General features: G+C 56.7%; 22 protein-coding genes. 2 read left to right on the top strand and 20 right to left on the bottom strand.

All coding sequences use genetic code 11. The annotated features are described in order from the left end of the window. Window positions 1-75: 75 nt before the first annotated feature. The 17 genes from I3V23_02595 to I3V23_02515 form a co-directional block, all read right to left on the bottom strand. Window positions 76-786, bottom strand: a complete 711-nt coding sequence (locus I3V23_02595) for a DUF2793 domain-containing protein (protein ID QPI85900.1) — start codon at window positions 784-786, stop codon at window positions 76-78. After that, window positions 776-5,095, bottom strand: a complete 4,320-nt coding sequence (locus tag I3V23_02590; GenBank protein QPI85899.1) for a glycoside hydrolase/phage tail family protein — start codon at window positions 5,093-5,095, stop codon at window positions 776-778. Before I3V23_02590 ends, I3V23_02595 begins: the two co-directional genes overlap by 11 nt. Further along, entirely contained in the window at window positions 5,095-5,532 is a 438-nt protein-coding gene (locus tag I3V23_02585) for a C40 family peptidase (protein QPI85898.1), read from the bottom strand. Before I3V23_02585 ends, I3V23_02590 begins: the two co-directional genes overlap by 1 nt. Further along, window positions 5,529-6,401 carry a DUF2163 domain-containing protein gene (locus tag I3V23_02580; protein ID QPI85897.1) on the bottom strand — a complete coding sequence of 291 codons (873 nt, stop codon included), beginning with the start codon at window positions 6,399-6,401 and terminating at the stop codon, window positions 5,529-5,531. The genes I3V23_02585 and I3V23_02580 overlap by 4 nt, the downstream gene beginning before the upstream one ends. Then, window positions 6,398-7,030 (bottom strand): DUF2460 domain-containing protein, encoded by a 633-nt coding sequence (locus I3V23_02575; GenBank protein ID QPI85896.1) that lies wholly within the window; start codon window positions 7,028-7,030, stop codon window positions 6,398-6,400. The genes I3V23_02580 and I3V23_02575 overlap by 4 nt, the downstream gene beginning before the upstream one ends. A gap of 21 nt (window positions 7,031-7,051) precedes the next feature. Continuing rightward, window positions 7,052-7,711: a phage tail tape measure protein gene (locus I3V23_02570; protein QPI85895.1), complete on the bottom strand. Its 660-nt coding sequence runs from the start codon at window positions 7,709-7,711 to the stop codon at window positions 7,052-7,054. A 6-nt stretch (window positions 7,712-7,717) separates the two neighbouring features. Beyond that, window positions 7,718-7,921 carry a phage tail assembly chaperone gene (locus I3V23_02565; GenBank protein ID QPI85894.1) on the bottom strand — a complete coding sequence of 68 codons (204 nt, stop codon included), beginning with the start codon at window positions 7,919-7,921 and terminating at the stop codon, window positions 7,718-7,720. Next, the gene (locus I3V23_02560) at window positions 7,908-8,231 is read right to left on the bottom strand and encodes a gene transfer agent family protein (GenBank protein QPI85893.1); all 324 of its coding nucleotides are present in this window, start codon (window positions 8,229-8,231) and stop codon (window positions 7,908-7,910) included. The genes I3V23_02565 and I3V23_02560 overlap by 14 nt, the downstream gene beginning before the upstream one ends. Before the next feature lie 3 nt (window positions 8,232-8,234). Then, on the bottom strand, window positions 8,235-8,651 hold the full coding sequence (locus I3V23_02555; protein ID QPI85892.1) for a phage major tail protein, TP901-1 family: 417 nt from the start codon (window positions 8,649-8,651) through the stop codon (window positions 8,235-8,237). 36 nt (window positions 8,652-8,687) lie between these two features. Continuing rightward, complete coding sequence (locus I3V23_02550; GenBank protein QPI85891.1) at window positions 8,688-9,098, bottom strand: DUF3168 domain-containing protein; 411 nt, start codon at window positions 9,096-9,098, stop codon at window positions 8,688-8,690. Beyond that, the gene (locus tag I3V23_02545; protein ID QPI86651.1) at window positions 9,095-9,418 is read right to left on the bottom strand and encodes a head-tail adaptor protein; all 324 of its coding nucleotides are present in this window, start codon (window positions 9,416-9,418) and stop codon (window positions 9,095-9,097) included. Before I3V23_02545 ends, I3V23_02550 begins: the two co-directional genes overlap by 4 nt. 2 nt (window positions 9,419-9,420) lie before the next feature. Next, complete coding sequence (locus I3V23_02540) at window positions 9,421-10,005, bottom strand: hypothetical protein (GenBank protein ID QPI85890.1); 585 nt, start codon at window positions 10,003-10,005, stop codon at window positions 9,421-9,423. 185 nt (window positions 10,006-10,190) lie between these two features. Continuing rightward, window positions 10,191-11,384 (bottom strand): phage major capsid protein, encoded by a 1,194-nt coding sequence (locus I3V23_02535; GenBank protein QPI85889.1) that lies wholly within the window; start codon window positions 11,382-11,384, stop codon window positions 10,191-10,193. Between the two features lie 35 nt (window positions 11,385-11,419). Further along, the gene (locus I3V23_02530; protein ID QPI85888.1) at window positions 11,420-12,001 is read right to left on the bottom strand and encodes an HK97 family phage prohead protease; all 582 of its coding nucleotides are present in this window, start codon (window positions 11,999-12,001) and stop codon (window positions 11,420-11,422) included. Window positions 12,002-12,012: 11 nt separating this feature from the next. Then, complete coding sequence (locus tag I3V23_02525; protein QPI85887.1) at window positions 12,013-12,255, bottom strand: hypothetical protein; 243 nt, start codon at window positions 12,253-12,255, stop codon at window positions 12,013-12,015. After that, entirely contained in the window at window positions 12,252-13,421 is a 1,170-nt protein-coding gene (locus I3V23_02520) for a phage portal protein (GenBank protein ID QPI85886.1), read from the bottom strand. Before I3V23_02520 ends, I3V23_02525 begins: the two co-directional genes overlap by 4 nt. Before the next feature lie 24 nt (window positions 13,422-13,445). Beyond that, window positions 13,446-14,852: a DNA-packaging protein gene (locus I3V23_02515; GenBank protein ID QPI85885.1), complete on the bottom strand. Its 1,407-nt coding sequence runs from the start codon at window positions 14,850-14,852 to the stop codon at window positions 13,446-13,448. A gap of 480 nt (window positions 14,853-15,332) precedes the next feature. Between I3V23_02515 and bchE the strand changes: the two genes are divergently transcribed. Continuing rightward, complete coding sequence (gene bchE / locus I3V23_02510) at window positions 15,333-16,943, top strand: magnesium-protoporphyrin IX monomethyl ester anaerobic oxidative cyclase (GenBank protein ID QPI85884.1); 1,611 nt, start codon at window positions 15,333-15,335, stop codon at window positions 16,941-16,943. Further along, a complete protein-coding gene (gene bchJ, locus I3V23_02505; protein QPI85883.1) occupies window positions 16,944-17,516 on the top strand; it encodes a bacteriochlorophyll 4-vinyl reductase in 573 nt (190 codons plus the stop codon). On the opposite strand, the gene mltG is transcribed toward bchJ, so the two are convergent. The 3 genes from mltG to I3V23_02490 form a co-directional block, all read right to left on the bottom strand. Continuing rightward, complete coding sequence (gene mltG / locus I3V23_02500; GenBank protein QPI85882.1) at window positions 17,513-18,679, bottom strand: endolytic transglycosylase MltG; 1,167 nt, start codon at window positions 18,677-18,679, stop codon at window positions 17,513-17,515. The genes bchJ and mltG overlap by 4 nt on opposite strands. Window positions 18,680-18,682: 3 nt before the next feature. Then, on the bottom strand, window positions 18,683-19,939 hold the full coding sequence (fabF, locus tag I3V23_02495) for a beta-ketoacyl-ACP synthase II (GenBank protein ID QPI85881.1): 1,257 nt from the start codon (window positions 19,937-19,939) through the stop codon (window positions 18,683-18,685). 189 nt (window positions 19,940-20,128) lie between these two features. Next, window positions 20,129-20,362, bottom strand: a complete 234-nt coding sequence (locus I3V23_02490; GenBank protein ID QPI85880.1) for an acyl carrier protein — start codon at window positions 20,360-20,362, stop codon at window positions 20,129-20,131. Window positions 20,363-20,452 lie beyond the last annotated feature (90 nt).

Raw genomic sequence — 20,452 nt, 5'->3', positions numbered from 1 at the left:
CGTCAATTCAGGCGACCGATATAGCAGGTATAGCATATTTGAAAACCCAATGCGCTTTCAAAATTTTGGGGCGGTTTAGACCCAATCGGGCAGGCTTAATTCAATATAATGCGCCACCAATCGCACCGTTCCACCTGAAAACACACCGCCTTCTGCAGTCAGGGTGAGGGCCGTTGGTGACCAATAAACAAGCGGCGCTTGCGGCCCTTTCACCCATGAATTGACACCCAAAGATATGCCTGATCCAAATCGCAAGGGGTCGTCTGCGACCCCAATCGCCCATGTGCTCAGCGTGCCCGTGAGCGTGGATGTGACCAATCCCGTGACCCCCAACCCGATGCTGCGTTCTGGAAAAATCGGGTCTGTTGTGGCACTCGCACCGGGGGCAATCACGAGATCAAGGGATGCGGATCGCACCTCAACGCCCCCGCCCAAGGGCGCGCCGCTGATCTGCGGGCGTTGCCACGTCACGCCATCAAATCGCAAGATTTCACGGGCGCTCACATCATAGCCCTGCCACCCGATTGCGGGCGTGATGTAATCCCATCCCCCATTGCTAAACAGCGCGAGTTGCCCTGCGTGACCCGCAAAATCATCTTGGGCAGTGGCCCCAACCGCATAAATCGACCCTTCCGCAGGATTTGCGGGGGGAAGGTTCGTGTCAATCCCGCTCAGCCGCAATTGAACCACCCTATCTAGACGGGTCAAAGCCTCGTTCACTGTAACATGTTTTTGTGCCTGTGCTGCGCTGAGAAACGGCAGTGCAAGATTAGGGCTAAGTGTCATTGATCATGATCCTTGCAAATGGCCCCGCCCCGAAACTGTCGGAGATTTGGGCAACTTCAATATCAAAAGGGGCTGGCGCGATATCTGCACCATCATAGCGATAGTTTGGCTGATCTAGGCTGACCTCGCGCAGAGCGATCCCATCTTTGCGAATACGCAAAAGGTAAGCCTTGCGCGCTTCTCCAAGGGGCACCTCGGCGCCCTGCCAATTATCCTCGTCAATCCGTGTGCGGCGGATAAAAGTGATATCCCACCCGCCTGCTTGCCACCGCGCCCGCAGATGCGCAGGCGCATAAGGCCGCAATCCTGCCCCCTCAAAGGCAAGGCTGCGCATCACATAGCTTGGGTCATCGAAATTGCGCGATGCAGGGCCAATGCGATAATCTCGCGCCAAACCCCGCGCTGAAAGCGCAAGATCAATTTGTGCGATGGCCGGTGTAATCAAGGCAACATAGCTTCCAATCGGCCATTCTGGGGGCATGATCCCGTCACTCCCCGCCTGCCCCCGCAGTCGCATCGAAACCCCCCATAGATCTGGCGCAATCAAACGGGCATTCGCAAATTGAAAGACTTCCCACTCAGCGCCATCACCAGTGCCAATCAACGCCAAATTCGACCCGTTCAGAACGCTTTTTGTGTCGCTTGCGGAGAATGCCCCCGACACAAGGCGGATCCGCAACTCACCCCCGCGATCCCAAATGCCTGCCTGAGCTTGCCTCAAGACAGTTTCGGTTTGTCCAAGGATCATGGGCTGATCCAAGACTTGATCAAGCCGCACACCCCCCAAGGCCCCTGCATCACTTGAATAAACCGCCACGCGGTTCGGCCATGGCACGGCGGTTGCGCCAATATAGGGTGCCACAGGGTTTTCATCTCCCCGCAAGAGGGGCAGATCAAAAAAGACGGGCGTCACGGGCGTAGGCGCGACACCCCCGATAAAGCGCAATGGCCCCTCAACTTCTTCAATGTTGTTGCGCAGCGATAAATCAACACGCGTGGCCTCCAAAGATAGGCTGCCGCGATCTTCGACTCGCTCAATGCGCCATGTATCCCTATTATCCGTTGTTATAACATCGCCCACCCCAATATCGCGGCGCGAAGGTGGAAGCGAAAAAACCGCTTTATCTCGGGCCAAGCGGGCCTCTGCCATCCAACGCAATGCAATCGCCTTGGCTTGACCGCGCCGCAATGCCAGAGAGAGGCGCGCCTGTCGCACTGTCGTGGGGTCAGATTGTGGAAAGCGCGCCTCTATTGTCACAGGCTCATAGCCCCGCTCGGGCTCGCTGAATCCCAATTGAATGGTGCCTAGATCATCCGCTGCCCCATCTCGGATCAGAGTGATCCCCCCTGTTTCACCATCAACCGCCGTGTAATCTGAAGTGATGTCATCCTTTGCCCGCAACGGCAGGCCTGCAAAACGCAAGGCACCTTCTCGCTCGAATGCGGTAAACCCATAGGCTTGCATCAAATCCTGCAGCTGACCACGCGGGCTGTCTTGCTCTAGGCTGATATGCCCTGACACCACGTCATAAAGACGACTGACATCAATATCCCGCACGCCTGCGCGCGCGCAAATTTCAGCAACCACAGCGGATAAGGGCTGTGCCGCAGCGCGACCAGACAGCCAATGCCCCCGCGCATAGTTTTTGCCATCCGACCACGTGTCATCCCGCAAAGGGAAAGCAGGGTAAGGGCGGGTGTCCCACGCCCAGATATGGCTAAAGCGCATATCAATCATCGGCCCATCATAGACATCTGAGACGGGATTCTTTGCGGGATTCCCCCAATACCCGAACCAGGCCCGCAGGAATTGCATTTGCATCGCATCATCGCGTGCGCCGTTCGAATAATAGGGCACTGCGTTCTCGCTTGATTTTGGATCAAGAAAGACATTCGGTTGATTGGCCCCCTTATCCACTGCGGGGCAGCCGATTTCTGTCATCCAAATTGGTTTGGCGCGCGGCACCCATGCTGTTTGCGCGTCCTCAGGCACCAAGGCGATTTCGGATACATCAACGGTACCACTATCGCCACCTGAACGAATATCACATATATTCAATTCATTGGCGGATGTTGTTGCAGTAAATATAAGTGTGACGCGCTGCCAATCCGCGCCAAGGCTATAGGGCTCAGCCACAGTGCCATCATTAAGGCTCAGCGCGCCCGACAGCGGCGTGCCATCGCTGCTGCGCATAAGCGCCTCAAATCGGTAAACCTTATCAACCTCCAATGCCCGCGATAGGTACACGCGCCCCCCAGTGAAAAGGGTAATCTGCGCGACCGCCCGCCCTGATGGGTTCAGGCCAACGCGGTTTTCGACTGTCGCGTTCTGCGCTGTGGCCGCTTCTGCAACCTCACCGCGCAGATCAAGTGCGTTCCCCTCAACCCCGTCTATCCGGTCAAAATGAGGGTTCGCCCACCAATTGCGCATATCTTTATATCGAAACACCCATGGCTTGTTGGCGAGGCCATCGGTGATCGTGCTACGGTTCTGCGCATCACGATCCGCAGGGCTGGCGTAGAACCAATCATATCCTTCACCGCCCTCAATATTGGCTTGCAGATATGCGATATTTTTCTCGCTGTCATAGATTTGCGCGTCTAGATGGTCAGCCCCATCGCGCCAATCTGCCAAGGGCATGTAGTTATCAATTCCCACGTAATCGAGCGCGGGATCAGACCAAAGCGGATCAAGGTTGAAAAAGACATCCCCCGTTCCATCTTGTGGATGATGCCCAAAATATTCGCTCCAATCTGCGGAATATCCAAGTTTGGCCTCTGGCAAAATCAACCGTACCTCGGCCAAGAGTGCGCGCAGCGCCGTAACTGCGGGAAATCCAACACGATCTCTGAGACTGGTCAGACCGCGCATCTCTGATCCGATGGAAAACGCCTCTACCCCGCCTGCGGCCGCGCACAGGGCGGCGTTGTGCAAAATAAAACGGCGATAGCTCCATTCATCTGGCCCAGTATAGCCAACCGATCCTTCGCCAATCGAAAAATCATTGGCCGATGCTGTGCCAAAAAAGGCCGCCACCTCATCGGTGACGGCCGCAGTTCCCCCTGCACTTCCCACGCGTTCTGGTGCGATATCTGTGGTGATCCGTCCCCGCCAAGGAAAGGCCGCCTGCTCCGAAGCGCCATAAGGATCAGGCAAGCCATTTTGCGGTAAGATTTCCATCAACAAAAATGGGTAATGCAGGACCTTGATGCCCCGAGATTTCAGCGTTGCAATCGCCTCGATCACTGCGTCATCTGCGGGCGTGCCGCCATACACCGATCGCCCGTCAATCCGCGCGATGACCTCAGCTTGATCGCGCGTAATGCCGCCTGATTGCCATGGCATTTCGCGGCCATCCACATCACGTTGTTCAACCTTGGGTCGGATACGGCATTGGCCAACCCTCAGGTCATCCCCGAACCAACTACTGACCAATAGAACGGAGGAGAGCGCGGGATATTCCGCCTCTAATCGCTCAAGCGCGGTGGTGAAATCTGGCCGTCCTGAGGTCGAATTGATATTGGCGCTGCGCACACGCCCCAATCCCTCCTCAAATGTAACGGATCGGGTGGAGAGTGCGTATTCGCCCGTGCCCGGAATAAGGGCCACCGCCTGCACAGCCGTGTTTAAAACAGGCGCATCAAGGCCTTCGGGTGGTTCTGCGGCGCGGGCCACTTCAAAGGCAAATTGCGGCACCCGATTTCCAAAAGCGGCCAATTGCAAATCTTCAAAGACGACATAGGCCACGCCGCGATAAGCAGGCACCTGCCCTGCCCCTTCGACTGCTTCTATCTTGCCATCAGGCAGTTGATCGTCACTGTCCGTGTAAAGCCGATATTCAACTGTGGCGGGATCAAGCTCCATACCATCGGCCCAAATCCGACCAATGCCAAGAATGGGCCCTTCACAAATACCCACGGCGAGGGAAATTGAATAGCTATACCGCGTTGTGGTTTGCTCAACGGCGCCCGACCCACGACCGCCTTTGCCCCGTCCCGTTGCAATGCTTTGGGTGCTGGTCGTGACAGTTTCTTTGAACTGACTGGCCCAAATTACCTGACCACCGATACGCATTTGACCATAAAGGCGGGGCATACCCGCCCCTTCTGCCGCGCTTGTTAGGCGAAATCGATCAACATAGCCCTGCGACACCGATGTAGATCCAACACCAGCAGAGGGCGCATCAAATCTTTGTCCAATCATCGCCCCCGCAGCGCGCCCGATGGTCGCCCCTGTTACGCCAAAAATGGCGCCAGGAATCATGCCCCCAATCGCGGCGCCTGCCGCCGATAAAACTAGCGTTGCCATCAGACATTATACCTTTCTGGAAACCGAAAACGCGCCACAATGCGCCGTGCCCACGCAGACCCAAGCGCCGTTTCAACAACGCCATGTCCGCTATAGGCATGAATGAAATGGGGCGCGGGCGCGGGCCTCGACAAAATCCCTAAATGTTTTGCCACCGCCGTCTCGGTCATCCGAAAAAGTAGCACATCCCCAACCCTCACATCCTCCGCTGAAACAGGGCACAGATGACGCAGGGCTGCCTGCCACAGGATTTCTTTTCCCGTGGCCTCAGACCAATCATAGCTATAGGCAGGCGGCACTTCAGGCTCAGCCCCAAGATGAGATCGCCAAACGCCACGGATCAAACCAAGACAATCACAGCCCGCACCTTTCACACTCGCCTGATGCAGATAGGGCGTTCCAATCCAGTCGCGCGCGATATCGACAATCTCTGTCATCGGCGGCTTCCGCCGCTACGATCATCCGCGCGCGCAGGGTATGAGATTTGCCAATCTTCCCCTGGAATGTCGGGAAAACCTTGAAAGTTCATCAGGTTTTGAAACTTGTCGCGGCAGGTCGTCCATATTTTGTCGCATCCCGCACGTAGGTGAACGACATCACCTGCCCTCACATCAATCGCTGACCACAAGGTGATCTGTCGATAGGTTTCAAAGCGTTGATCAAGTTTGATCAGGGCAAGCTGCCCTGCCCGCTCAACCCGTCCACGCTCGAAATGTGCAGGGCCAAAGGCAAGGGTTGCCGCCGCCTCAAAACGCAGAACATGCCCGCCCTGCATGACCTCAGTCACCGTGTCGCTGATCCACAAAGCCGCATTATCCAGATCAACGCCACAGCGTGCATCGCCCAAAATCGCATCGCAGTTGCGCGAAAATACGCGTCCGCGAGATTGGTTTAACGGCTCAGACAGGCCGCTCAGCTCCACCTCAAACCCGCCAGATTTTCGGGTGATCTCCCCCATTGTGCCTTTGAACTGAACCATCCGCGCGGTGGGGTTGTCCCATTGCACCAAATAGGCGGTCACCTCTGCCCCATCGTAAAGGCCCCGTTTGATGTCCGCCTCGGCGATCACATCATCGCGCAAGGCACCGACAGCCACGCCGTTATCCACCGACAGGCCCGTAGCCTGTGCCAATGCCCCCGCCGAAAGACCGCTCTCTGCAAGGAATATAACCCCGTCAAAGCTCAAATCGCGATCATGATCCGTGAACCCGAAAACGGCGCCATCGGCGCGCTCAACCTTCCAGGCACGCGCCACCTTTGTGACCCCCGTTGCCAAGTGCGCCAAAAGCGCGTCACGCCCGCTCATAGACGGATTTCCACAACGGGAATGCTAGGCACTTCGCCCGCATTGAACCCTGCATTCGAGATGGACAACATATCTGTGTCAAACCGCGCAGGCACATCAAATTCATAGCCTGCGGTGATTTCTTCGCCCAATTCGGGAATTTCACTAAAGGTGAGAATGCCTGTCGTGGGATCGACCTCAAAATGGATACCCTCAACCATAGTGTCGCCCGCCACTGCAACGCGTAGCGTGCCTGCGACTGGTTTGGTGATCTCACGCCGTTGCTCGAATGCGCCGGAGCGGTAGGTCTTAACCAGTTGAAATGCGGCCGTTTCCCCATCGCCTATGGCAATCAGCTGATCCGCCTCGCTTGGGGCGGCACTTGGCAATCCGCTTTTATAGTCAGACCAATCTTTCCACCGAAACCCGTAGATCGGCCCGCGCCGTGCCTCGAAAAAGGCCAAGACTGCGGCAACGTCATCCATATCGCGAAGGCCCAAGCCCGCCTCATATCTGCGGCGCGACTGTGACCATGGCGTGTTGCGCTCCTCAAAGCCATTTTGCAGCGTCACAATCTCGCTGCGTGTTTCAGGCCCGCCCGATGCGCCAAAGCTCAGACTGACGGGGAATTGCACCTCGTGAAATGACATTTGTCTAAATCCTTACCCGCATTAAAGATTGCGCTGGCCCATATCCAAGGCTCGCGCCATTTGCGCTGCGATTTGGCTCTTGCTGCGCTGAAAGCTCTGAACATCGGGCGTGGTGATGTTAATGGTCACCTGCGGGGTGCGTGCGCGCCCTGTGGCCTGCACACCCAGCCGTCCATCACTGCCACGGGCAAGCGGCATGATTGCCTCTGGCCCTGCCTCTCCCATGACCCCCAAGCCGCCATGTGCCATTGCAAACGGCGTGGCGCGATCAACCACGCCACCACGGGCAAAGGGCTGAATTCCGCCTGAGCCAAACACACCGCCCATCTGGAACGGGCTAATTGCCCCTAAGAGGCCCTGCAACCCGCGCCCGACCGCCCCGCCAATCTCTCGTTCAAGGGGGCGCATAGCACTGCTATAGGCACTATTGATCATTCGATCAGCAAGCGCACGAAATGCGTCAGACAGGCTTGCCCCATCTATGACAACTTCGCGCATCGCGCGGCTGACCCCACCTTGCAGCGTGCGCGACAATCCTTGCGCATCGCGGCTCGTGGCGGTCATGGCCGATTGAATATTGCGCAACTCGGCCTGAAATTGCCGCGCCATTGTGGTGGATGCATTCATAGCATCTTCCACCTGATCCAATTGACGGGCCAATGTTTGTGACTGTGAAATCATCCGTGCTTATCCTTTTGGGCTGGCGTGATGATCTGGGAATTGCGCCATCAGCGCCTCCAAATCACTGCGCCGCAAAACCTGTCCTGGCAGCGCTTGCGCATCATAGATCATGGTTAATTCGTGGGGGGTCAGGCTCCAAAAATCCGACACGCTTAACCCCAGATCGCGCAAGGCCACGCGATAGAGGGCTGGCCAATTAAGATGCGCCATTTGGCCCCTCGAATGCTAAGATCAGCAAACGCGCCGCAACCCGCATGGCTTCGGGCAAACCGCCCTCGATATGGGATTGGGCCAAGGCATCGGCATCACCTTGCCACCCCCCGCCCCGCAGCGCTGCAACCAATAACGCAAGGATGTCGCTTGCGCGGAGTTCATCCCCCTCAAAGCGCGCGACCAGATCACTGAGGCTGAGACTGCCAAGCGCGGCCTCAAGTTCCGCAAGACTATGCAAACTGAGCCGCGCGATATGGCGGGTGCCATCAATAACAATCGCAACTTCGCCACGCCATTCGTTCACCATGGGTTAGGCAAGCTCAACAAAGGTCAGCACCCCTGCCGAGGCTAGGGCAATTTCATAGCTTTCTTCCCCGTCATGCGTGCCCGAGTAGTCAAGCGATGTGATCTGAAATTTGCCCTCAATGACGCCAAAATCGGGAATAATCACCTGAAACTCTGGGATCTGCCCATCAAAGAACACTTGGCGCGCACGCGCGTCACTGGCTTCATCACGGAAAATACCCGACCCCGATAGGGCGGCGGTTTTTACGCCGGCACCTGCCAACAACTCACGCCACCCTAAATCCGAAGAAAGGGAAGTTACATCAACTGTTTGAGTGTTAAAGCTAATGCGCGTGCTGCGCAGCCCTGCGAGGGTCTCAAAAACGCCGTTGCCATCAATATCAATCTTGATCAGCAAATCCTTGCCGCTTTGTGCCACCATGGCAACTCTCCTTTGAAGTGGTGTAAATTCAGATGCTTACGCGACATCATCAATCAAGGCGCGAAACCACAATTCGATCTCGCGCGCAGTGTCGGTTTTGCGGGCACGCGCGCGCAAGAAGTCTAGATTTATCAATCTTCCACGCGACAAGGTTAAATTCGGCGCGCCAAGCAGCGCATCCGATGCTGCCACCGCAGCCTGTTTCGCGCTGAGAAAGCCTGCCTCCCCTCCAACGATGGTCAGCGCAAACTCATGCACCGCCCCGCCCGCGCTGATATCAGAAAATTGCCGAGCCTCTTCGGGCCCAATCATCAGATAAAGGGATGGCAGGCTCCCTTCGGGTAGGGCATCAAAAATCGCACCGCCCAACAAAGTGTTCAGCGTTGGATTGCCGCTCAATCGATCAAAAAGCGCTTGTTGCAAAGCCGCGCTTGCGCCGTAACTCATGCCCCCGTCTCCTCTGTGGCTAAGCAGATCAAGTAGCGACCTTGCGCATCGGCTTCGGTTACGGCGTCAATCACATAAAGACGCGCACCATCGACAAATCGTTGCGAGGGCGTGGGCCGTGCAGCAGCACCTTGTGGCACATTGCGAACCGTGATCTGCAATCCAAGTCGGACGATGTTTTCAGACTGGCTGCCGCCGCGCGGCAAGACCTCAGCCCAGACCCACCCTAAGGGTTGCCAGGTCAGACGAAACCCACCTGCGCCATCGGCCTCACGAATTGGGGCCTCAAGCCTCAGCTTGCGCGTCAACTGCACCCGCACCGTCATGGCCGCACGCCAATACGAAGGGGGCGATAGGGCTCAATCAACATGGCAACAGCAAAGGATAGATCCCCCTTTTCGCGCCCAGACCCATCATAAAAATCTGCCGCCATGATCAACACGGCTTGGCGCAGATCTGCGGGAATATCCGCCCAATTTGGGCCAAACCCCGCGCGCAAAATCACATCGATATGACCGCCAAGCGAAGGCTGCGGCAATGCAGGCCCGATCGAGATCACAGCAGGCCTGTCGCCATCCTGCCGCAAGGCGTAACGCGCAGGATCAAGCTGGCTGTCCTGCCCCGCACGATTGACCAAAGTTACGCTTTCAATCTCGCTGATGGGGGCCATCGGAAATTTATGCGCCGACCCGCTGTGCCACTGCGACAGTTGCATCAAAAAGCGCCGCTCAAACAGCACTTTTCCAATGCGCGATTCAATCGCGGAAATAGCCGCACGCAGGCAACTCTCCAACGGGGCATCTTCGCTGCCATCATCCGCAAACCCTGTGGCCAAACGCAGATAGTGACCCAGCTCTGCAACTGGCAGGCTTGCCGTGGGGATAGAGGTCAATTCGACCATCATCATAGGAAAATTCTCCAGAATATGAGGGTGGTCTGTTGGGGCGATGCGCCCGACCGCACGAAAGTGCAAAGTCTGCATGTCGCATCGGGGGTATGTCGTATCTGCCAGACCATGCAGACCGCCCCCGTGCAGCAAAGGCACATCGCCCCCCTGTGCGGCTGCCGCACAGGGATCGGGTTCACCCGCCGTTATGCAGTGCCGAATTTCAACAATTTGACAGCCGCAAAATCGCTCACATCGCCACCAACGCGCTTTGTCGCATAGAACAAAACATGGGGTTTGGCGCTGAACGGATCCCGCAGAACGCGCAGCTCAGGGCGCTCGGCAATGGTATAGCCCGCGCGGAAATCCCCAAAGGCAATTGCGGTGCTATCAAGGGCAATATCGGGCATATCCTCTGCAATCAAAACAGGATAGCCCATCAAACGCGCAGGCTCTCCTGCCGCCAATCCATCCGACCACAAGAACCGACCATCCGCATCTTTCATCTTGCGCACGGCCCCTGCGGTTTTGGAATTCATGATGAAATTGGCATTGGCCCGATAACGCGCGCCAAGCGCGTAAACCAGATCCACAATCGCGTCCGAGGGGGCCGCCGCGTCAAAATCACCTGCTGCGCCCGTGACCACATAGCCCAGACTGCCCCATGACCAAATCTCATTATCGACAGAGGGGTGCGCCAACAATCCAAGCGGCTTATCAATCCCATCCCCAATCAAAAATGCCGCCGCTTCCGCGCGGGCAAATTTATCTGCAATGCGATCTGCAAGCCATGTTTCAATGTCAAACGCGCTGTCATCCAGCAAACGCTGGCTCGCCTTCGGCAAGGCCGACAATTCATGCAACGGGATAGAGATACGCTCGATTTGCGGCGTATCTGTTTCAGCGGTTGCGCCCGTCTCTGTGGCCCAACCCGCCCCAATATCGCTGTGATCGACCAAGACATCAAATGAACTGGCTTCCACATTTACAACATTTGCAACAGCCCGCAGCGAGGAAGAGCTGCGCAACACTGACGAAATGCGACCTGCGGTTTGCGGATCAACCAAAAACCCGCCCTCGGCATTAATCGCGCTTGATAGGGCCTTGCCCTCCAACTCGATCCCACGCAACGCGTCATCATCACCGCTGCGCAAATAGCGATCCAGCGCCTTACGATGCGGCGCACCATCTTCCACCGCTAAGGATAGCTGTGGACGGGTCATAGTCAGGGATTGGTTTTTCAACATTGCAATACGCTCATCTTGTTTGTTCAGTTTCACGTTGATTTCGGCATGTAGGCGATGAACATCCCCCAATAGCCCGTCCAGTGCCGCGGCCATGTCCGCCATGGCTCCGCCAGTCTGATGCGCACGCGGCGCATCCGATTTTTGGTCTTTCATGTTTGTTTCCTTGGATTGGTTAGAAATTTCGCGCCCTATTGGCCCGCTTGGCGCATCTTTGCGCGCGCCTCATTCAACAAACGGGTCACGCCTTCAATGTCACCCGCGCCGCGATCTTCGGCTTTTTGAGCGGCCACCCGCGCTTGGCTCAGCATCGGAAAGGTCACCAAAGACACTTCCCAAAGCTCAACTTCCGTCAAAACCCGCACGCCTTCTGTGCTGCGATAAGATTTCACCACCCTGTATCCGATTGATAATCCGTCAATCGCCCCCGCTTCGATCAGGGCACGGGCCTCGCGTCCTTTGGCGACACTCTCCAAAAGACGCCCCGACACCCAAAGCCCCCGCCCATCTTCGCGAATATCATCCCATACGCCAATCGGGCTTGCAGGATCATGCTGCCACAGCATTTTCACCTTAGTGCCGCGTGCGCTCATCTGCGCCAGGGCCGCCGCATAGGCCCCTTTGGCAACGGAATCTCCGCCTTGATCAATCGTGTCAAACAAACTGGCATAGCCCGACAGAACACCTGATTGACCAAGGCTCGGGCTGCGCTCAAATTTACAAAACTTCGTCTCAAGCCCCGTATTGGGGCGATATATCACGCTGGTCTCCATGCCGTAACCTTTCATGGATGAGAAAGTTCAATCAGGCGTGTTGCGGCCTCTGCCAAAACCACGCCCACAATGCCAAAAACCGCCAGCCATAGGCGCTTTTCCAGTCGCTCTATCGCCGTTTCAATCGCGCCAAGCCGATAGGTAAGCGCCTGCCAACGCTCCTCTAGAACCCGCTCATTGGCCTCGATGCGCGCCTCGGCGATATCAAACGGATCATATAAAAATCGCGACCCGCTTTCTCGGCGCAGGCTCATGACGGCTCTGACGCTAGGGCGGGCAAGCCCAACATCACCCGCTTCTCGGATGCGCTGAGGAATGTCGCCTCAGACACGCGGCGCCATTGTGCATCACGCTCTGCGGCCAAGGCGGGCAGTTGATCCAAATCGACCCGCAATTCCAAATCGGCCCCATGCCCCGCCCCCAAAAACCGCGACAACGCGGCAAGAACTTTGCCCGCAAGGGGCAGAACCGTCAGGCGGTAAAAGGCGCGATGCGCCTCGGCGTAATTGGCATAGGTCGCATCTCCGGGAATGCCCATCAACATCGGCGGCACACCAAAGGCCAAGGCAATATCGCGCGAGGCGGCCTCTTTCGTTTTGTGAAATTCCATGTCTGAAGGTGAAAACCCCATAGGCTTCCAATCAAGACCGCCATCCAGCAGCATAGGACGCCCCGCATTGCGTGCGCCCATGTGATAGCTGTCCAATTCTTCTTGCAATCGGCTGACTTGGGCATCGCTCATGCTGGCCGCCGCGCCATCGACCCCGCGATAAACAATCGCCCCAGACGGGCGTGCGGCATTATCTAGCAGCGCCTTCGACCATAGGGTCGCCGCATTATGCACATCAATCGCTGTCGCGGCCGAGTGCAGTGGCCCAAGCCCGTAATGATCATCTTGCGGATGAAACCCACGAATATGGCAAACCACATCAGCAGAAAAGCGATGCGATTTTCCCCCTACATGATAATCAAATGCCTGTGGCCACCCATCTGGCCCAGGCTGCACATGGATGCGATCCGATCGCAGGATATGCAACTCATGAGGCACCCCACCTGCCTCATCTTGCATGACCGCTTCGATATAGGCATTGCCCGACAAAAGCAGTGTTGCATAAAGCGCCTCTAAAAAAGCAGATGCGCCCTGCATCGGGTTTGGCGCCTTCAGTCGCGCTAAAACGGGATGATCCTCATACCGCGTGACATGGTCTTGACAGATCAGGGGCAAGGCCGCCGCCGCCTCTGAAATCATCCGAACGGCGCGAAATCCAATTGGGTTGCCCATAAACCCTGCGCGCGTCAGGCTGCCCGTGTCGCGCGCTGTCCATGCGGCACTGCGCGCGCCATGTGCCATCGCCACAACCCGCCCCACAGCCGAGGCTTTCACCTCCGCTGGCGGACGCTTCCTGATAAATTCGAGCATGAAATGCCCCTTTCTCATGTGAGATTAAAGCACCCTAAGGCGCGGCTCAGAATAATGGCGAGCGGGCTCAAGCAGACCCTCGCTCAACGCCCAGACCAATGCATCCACACGGTCGGGGCTGCCCTGCCCTTCAAATCCCGCTTGCGCCATTTGGCACATTTGATCTTCCAGCTGCGGCAGATATCCCAAATGTGACACGCGCCCCTGCTCATAGAGCGCCGCCACGGGTTCGGCCCGCGCGACCTTGCCCTTTGTCGCGCGCACGGCGCGATAGGCGATCAACGGATCAACCTGCCGCATCATCGCTTCGACCAAATCGCCACCTTGATTGACTTCTGCGACAAGGCGATTGGCCCCGTGTCGATGATAACATTTTGCCGCGGCCTCGGCCCATACTTGGGGGCTTGCCGCAGACACGCTTGCATCTTCCAAGACAACAGCACGCCAATCTTGGGGCCGCCCCGTCCGATAAAGCGCCACAGCAACGATGCCGCATAAATCTGACCCGTCATGTCCCGTGACGGGCGGGTCAACGGCCACAATCACATCTGCTTGCGGGTCGCGGTCAAAAACACGGGCGGCCTCAATCGCGGCAGCCTGCCACAATGTGCCTGCGTGATCCTCTAACAACTCCCCATCCAATTCCTGACGCCCCAAGCGCGACTTTCCATAGCGCGCTCGAACCTCATCTAAAAAGGACGGGGCCAAATAGGCGCGGTTAGCCTCGGTCGCCGCGCGTGTCACAACCGTGGTCTTGCGCGCCAACAGATCCCGCAGCAACGCAATATTGCGCGGCGTAGTCGTGACCACTTGTTGCGGATGCTGCCCCAGACGCAGTGAAAATTGCAGCATGTCCCATGTGGCTTGCGCATTGCGCCACTTTGCCAATTCATCCACCCATGCCGCATCAAATTGCGGCCCTCGCAAGGCTTCGGGATCATGGGCCGAATAGACCTGTGCCTCAGCGCCATTTGGCCAAATTAGTTTGCGTTCCCCCGCCACGAATTTTGGCCGCCGATCAGGGGGGGAGCAGGCCAAAATTCCGCTCTCCCCTTTGATCATGACCGCAATGGCTTGGTCGTAGGTTTCCCCGACTAAGGCCACGCGGCGCGCGCGGCCTGCATCGCGTGGGCGCGCGCCTTCAACTTGGGCGCGCACCCATTCCGATCCCGCACGGGTCTTTCCCGCCCCGCGACCGCCCATAATGACCCAGGTTTTCCAATCCCCCTCGGGCCTACGCTGATGCGGCAAGGCCCAAAATTCGAAAACATAAGGCAGGGCTGCCACCGCTTCGGCGCTTAACCCGTCAAGAAATTCCGTGATCCTCTCCTGCGGCTGCAAGGCAAGCCAAGCGGCAGAAAATTTCCTCTCTGGCGCGCTCAAGGTCAAATTCCCCTGCGCGGGCGCCAGTGGTTTCGGCTTCAAGCTCATCTAGCTTGCCCTCCAGTGCCAAGGCTTGGATCAATACAGAATTCAGCGCACGCAGATCTTTGATCAACGTGTCCCCTGATTTGCTTTGCGATGCTTTCAAGTCCGCAACCGCCTCGGCCAATGTGGCGCGCGCGGTTTCAAAGGCCTCTCTAGCATCTGCCAGCATCAAAACACGCTTGCCGCGTGCATCTAATTTTTGTGACATGAAAATTCCCGAAAATGGCTTGAATGAAAAAGCCCCCCGAGAATGCGAAAATAAAAAAACGGTCAAACCACAGCAGTGGCAGACCGTTTACCCACTTCGTCCAGCATGTCATAATCACTACATCAGACCGCGCGCTCTGTCAAAATATTTATGTATAACAGATGGTTAATGGGATGCGATCTGGTTAAAGAATTCTTCATCTGACTTGATATGTGTCAATTTTATTTGACATAAGTAATGTCACGCTGACCCAAAATAACCGCAGGGGTCAGATCATGCGCATTTTGTTTATCCATCCCAATTATCGTTCAGGCGGGGCTGAAATTGCAGGAAATTGGCCGCCTGCATGGGTGGCCTATCTCACGGGCCACCTGCGCCAAGCAGGGTTTGAGGATATTCACTTCATTGATGCAATGACGGATGACCTCAGCGATGACACTGTCGCAGACAAAATCGCGGCCATCTCTCCGGATGCGATCGGTGTCACCTCTATCACCCCCTCAATCTACAAGGCCGAGGAAATCTTACGCCGCGCCGCTGAGGTGGCCCCAAATGCCGTGCGCATTCTGGGCGGCATCCATGCCACGTTCATGTTCAAGCAGGTGCTCTCCGAGGCCCCATGGATTGACGTCATCGTCCGTGGCGAGGGCGAAGAAATCTTGGTCAACCTGATGCAGGCCATCGCCACAGGCCGCTATCCAGAAGATCGCGCCCGCATCCATGGACTGGCCTTCAGAGACGGCGATGAAATTGTCGCCACCCAGGCCGCGCCCACAATCAAGAACCTAGACGCGATTAAACCCGATTGGACAATTCTCGATTGGCCCAAATATATCTACATCCCCCTTGGCACGCGTGTCGCCATTCCCAACATGGCGCGCGGCTGCCCCTTCACCTGCTCCTTTTGCAGCCAATGGAAATTCTGGCGCGACTACCGCGTGCGTGATCCCAAATCCGTGGTCGATGAAATCGAAGATTTGGTTGAAAATCATGGAGTTGGCTTCTTTATTCTTGCCGATGAGGAACCCACGATCAACCGCCGTAAATTCATCGAATTTTGTGAGGAATTGATTAAGCGCGACCTGCCGCGGCGTGTGCAATGGGGTATTAACACGCGTGTAACCGATATCTACCGCGACCGAGAATTGCTGAAATTCTACCGCAAAGCGGGTCTTGTCCATGTCAGCCTCGGGACAGAGGCCGCAGCACAGATGAAACTCGACCGCTTCAACAAAGAGACCAAGGTCGAAGAGAACAAGACGGCCATTCGTCTCTTGCGTGAGGCCGATATCTTTACTGAGGCGCAATTCATCGTAGGGCTCGACAATGAAACCCCTGAAACGCTCGAGGAAACCTTCCAAATGGCGTGGGATTGGCAGCCTGATTTGGCAAAATGGGCTATGTATACGCCTTGGCCCTTCACCCCCCTGTTTCAGGAATTGAAGGATCAGGTCGAGATCTACGACTTTTCCAAATACAACTTTGTCACCCCGATCATGAAACCCGCCGCGATGGAGCGGGGCGAATTGCTTGACGGGGTGATGAAAAACTACCGCCGCTTCTATATGCGCAAGGCGCTTTTCCATTACCCATGGCGCGGCACAGGGTATCGGCGGCGTTACCTGCTTGGCTGTCTCAAGGCCTTTCTCAAGGCGGGTGTGCAGCGCAGTTTCTATGACCTGGGCAAGGCAGGCTATTGGGGGCCGCAAACCAAGAAATCTGTCGATTTTCAATTTGACGAAAGCCGCACCCTAGCCCCTGCTCAAGTCGCAGATTGGGAGGCCGCAGCAGACCGCGCGGCCCGCGCAAAAGAACGCCGCGAAGCAGTGCGCGATCAAATGAAGGCCCGCAGCGCCGAACGGGGCAAAGCGGCGGAGGATGTCTAAATGGCCGATGCCGCCCTCATCGGCCCCAATGCGATCCTGCAATTAATCCCCGTTCTTGATCATTCGGTGGGTGAACAGGCCCGCAAGGCGTTGTTTTTGCGAACACAAACCGAAATTCCCTCAGGTGATCACATGATCCCCGAAGGCGATGCCGCCCGCATCCACCAAGGCCTGCGCGCGGCTTTCCCGCAACAGGCCGCAGGGCTCTGCGCACAGGCAGGGCGGGCAACGGCCGATTACATCATCACCCATCGCATCCCCGCAAAGGCACAAATATTGATGGGGTTTTTGCCCGCAAATTTCGCCGCTCGCGCCCTGTCTCATGCGATTGCGCGCAATGCGTGGACATTTGCAGGCTCGGGCCGCTTTCGCGTGATATCACCTTGGGAATTTGAAATTGCGGACAACCCCGTGATTGGCGGCGAAAGCTCAGACCACCCCCTGTGCCACTGGCACTGCGCGGTTTTTGAACGGCTCTATCGCCGCCTCGTCAGTCCTGATGTCATCTGCCGTGAAACAGCTTGCGCTGCTGCAGGCGCGGACGCCTGCCGTTTCGTTCTGCGCCGCGGTTAATTTCCAGAATTGGCTCGTGCATCCGCCTCAATCTCGCGCCAGCGCGCGACATTTCGGTTATGCTCGGCCAGTGTTTCAGCAAAGGCGTGACCGCCCGTGCCATCCGCCACGAAAAAGATGTAGTTCGTGTCGTCAGGGTTCAACGCCGCTTCAATAGAAGCGCGCCCTGGATTTGCAATCGGCGTTGGTGGCAGGCCGTCAATTTGATACGTGTTCCAAGGGGTTACGCGGTCAAGTTCACTGCGCCGCAAGCCGCGCCCCAACACGCCTTGCCCCTCCGTGACGCCGTAGATCACAGTCGGGTCAGTCTGCAAACGCATTCCCTGCCGCAGACGATTGGTAAAGACACTGGCAACAACCCCGCGCTCTTCAGCCTGCCCCGTTTCTTTTTCGATGATTGAGGCCAAGATCAACGCCTCTTGCGGCGTGCTGATTGGCAGGTTTTCCGCGCGATTGGCCCACGCCTCCATCAAAATGGCCTCTTGGCGGGCTTGCATCTGAACCAACAGCTCCGCCCGCTCCATGCCGCGCGTGGCCTCGTAGGTGTCTGGGGCCAATACCCCTTCGGCAGGGATCTCCGCTACCTCACCGGTTAGGAATTCTGCTGATTTCAGCCCTTCGACAATCTGCCACGATGTCAAACCTTCTGGGATCGACACGCGATAGGCAATGCTTGCGCCGCTTTCGGTGATATCGCTGTAAATCGTTGGGATTTCCGCATCATAGGCAAATTCAGCCAATTCAATGACCTCGCCCGTGCCAGGCACCCGCTCGACCAGACGCTGCTCGCCCGTGCCATCAATGCGCAGAACATAGGTTGCAACATAACGATAAACGGGGGCGGCATTCTGGGTGATGACCCCCAAAATCTCCTCCATTGAGGCGCGCGCAGGGATTTCAAAAGACCCTGCACGAATAGCGCCTGCCATGTCACTATATTCTGCGCCCAAACGAAAAATAGCAGGATGCGTCACAGCCCCCGCTTCGGCCAAACGCGCAGCCACTTGCGACAGGCCCGCACCGCGCGGCACCTCGAAAAAGATCGGCCCCTCAAGCGGCCCTTCCTTGGTAAATTCCCGCTGACCCCACCCGATCGCGCCAGCCACGGCGATACATAGCACAATCAGCAGGCTGAACGCATTCGCAGCCACGCTTTTCCACATATGTCAGACTTTCCCCATAATCAGACAGGCATTTGTCCCACCAAAGCCAAAGGAATTGCTCTGCACCACATTGATCTCGCCCTTCACAGCCTGATTGGCGCAAAGATTAATGGCCGTTTCTGCCGCAGGCGTATCAAGGTTAATTGTTGGGGGGGCGATTTGGTCACGAATGGCCAAGATAGAGAAGATCGCCTCAATCGCGCCCGCTGCACCCAACAAATGCCCTGTTGCGGATTTTGTTGAGGACATCAGCAGATTTTTCGCATGATCCCCCATCAACCGCTCAACTGCGCCCAATTCAATGGTATCGGCCATAGTAGAGGTGCCATGCGCATTGACATAATCCACATCTGACGGCGCTAGCCCTGCACGCTTAAGCGCGGCACGCATCGCGCGCTCGGCCCCTTCATGGTCAGGCGGTGGGGCCGTGATGTGATGGGCATCGCCCGACAGGCCATAGCCTAAAATTTCCGCATAGATTTTTGCGCCGCGCGCTTTGGCGTGTTCATATTCCTCCAACACAACCACGCCCGCGCCTTCGCCCATGACGAACCCGTCACTGTCGCTATCCCATGGACGGCTTGCCTTTTGAGGCTCATCGCCCCGCTTGGTCGACAGCGCCTTACATGCGTTAAAGCCCGCAATACCAATTTCACAAATCGGGCTTTCTGCACCGCCTGCAATCATCACATCCGCATCACCCCATTGGATCAAACGCGCCGCGTCCCCAATGGCATGTGCGCCCGTGGAACAGGCCGTTACCACCGCATGGTTTGGCCCACGAAAACCATATTTGATCGACACTTGCCCAGAGATCAGGTTGATCAGCGCGCCTGGCACAAAGAAAGGCGATACGCGGCGCGGCCCTTTTTCCTTCAGCGTGATGGATGTTTCCGCAATCGAGGCCAAGCCACCAATACCAGACCCAATCAAAACACCTGTGCGCTCAAGCGCATCACGATCTTCGGGTTCCCATCCTGCGTCTTTGATGGCCTGCTCTGCCGCCGCAACGCCATAGAGGATGAATTCATCCACTTTGCGCTGTTCTTTCGGCTCCATGTAAAGATCAGGGTTAAAGGTTCCATCCGACCCATCGCCGCGCTTCACTTCGCAGGCATAGGTCGTTGCCAGATGGCTTGCGTCAAAGCGGGTGATGGTTCCCGCCCCTGATTGGCCCGCCAAAAGCCGCGACCATGTCTCCTCCACCCCTGTGGCCAGAGGTGTCACCAGTCCCAATCCTGTCACAACAACGCGCCGCATCTTCACTGCCCTTCTCTCGTTTCGCGAAAGCTTGCACGTTGATAGCCTAGGGGTGCCAAGATGGGCAATCCCTCTCGCTGAAATCAGGCAGATTCCCTTGCCATTTTGGCACAAAAAAACGGCACCGCCGCAACGATGCCGTTTTCAAAACCTATCCCTCAGCCACTAGGCGGACTGTGGGGGAATGACTTATTGCGCGTCAGTGATGAACTTGACCGCATCGCCGAAAGTCTGGATCGTTTCCGCCGCATCATCGGGGATTTCGATGCCAAATTCTTCCTCGAACGCCATTACCAACTCGACTGTATCGAGCGAATCCGCGCCCAGATCGTCAATGAAAGACGCGTTTTCAGTCACTTTGTCTTCATCTACGCTCAGATGCTCGACAACAATTTTCTTCACGCGACCTGCGATATCGCTCATGTTCTTTCCTCATCCGTTTCGTGCGTGGGTTTATCCCCTGCACTGTTTCACTGGGCCGATTTTGGCCGCTCAATCCCGATCCCAACCGAC

This window comes from Rhodobacterales bacterium HKCCA1288 (genome assembly GCA_015693905.1).
Lineage (GTDB): Bacteria > Pseudomonadota > Alphaproteobacteria > Rhodobacterales > Rhodobacteraceae > M30B80.
This window is presented reverse-complemented; position numbering and strand designations above follow the sequence as displayed.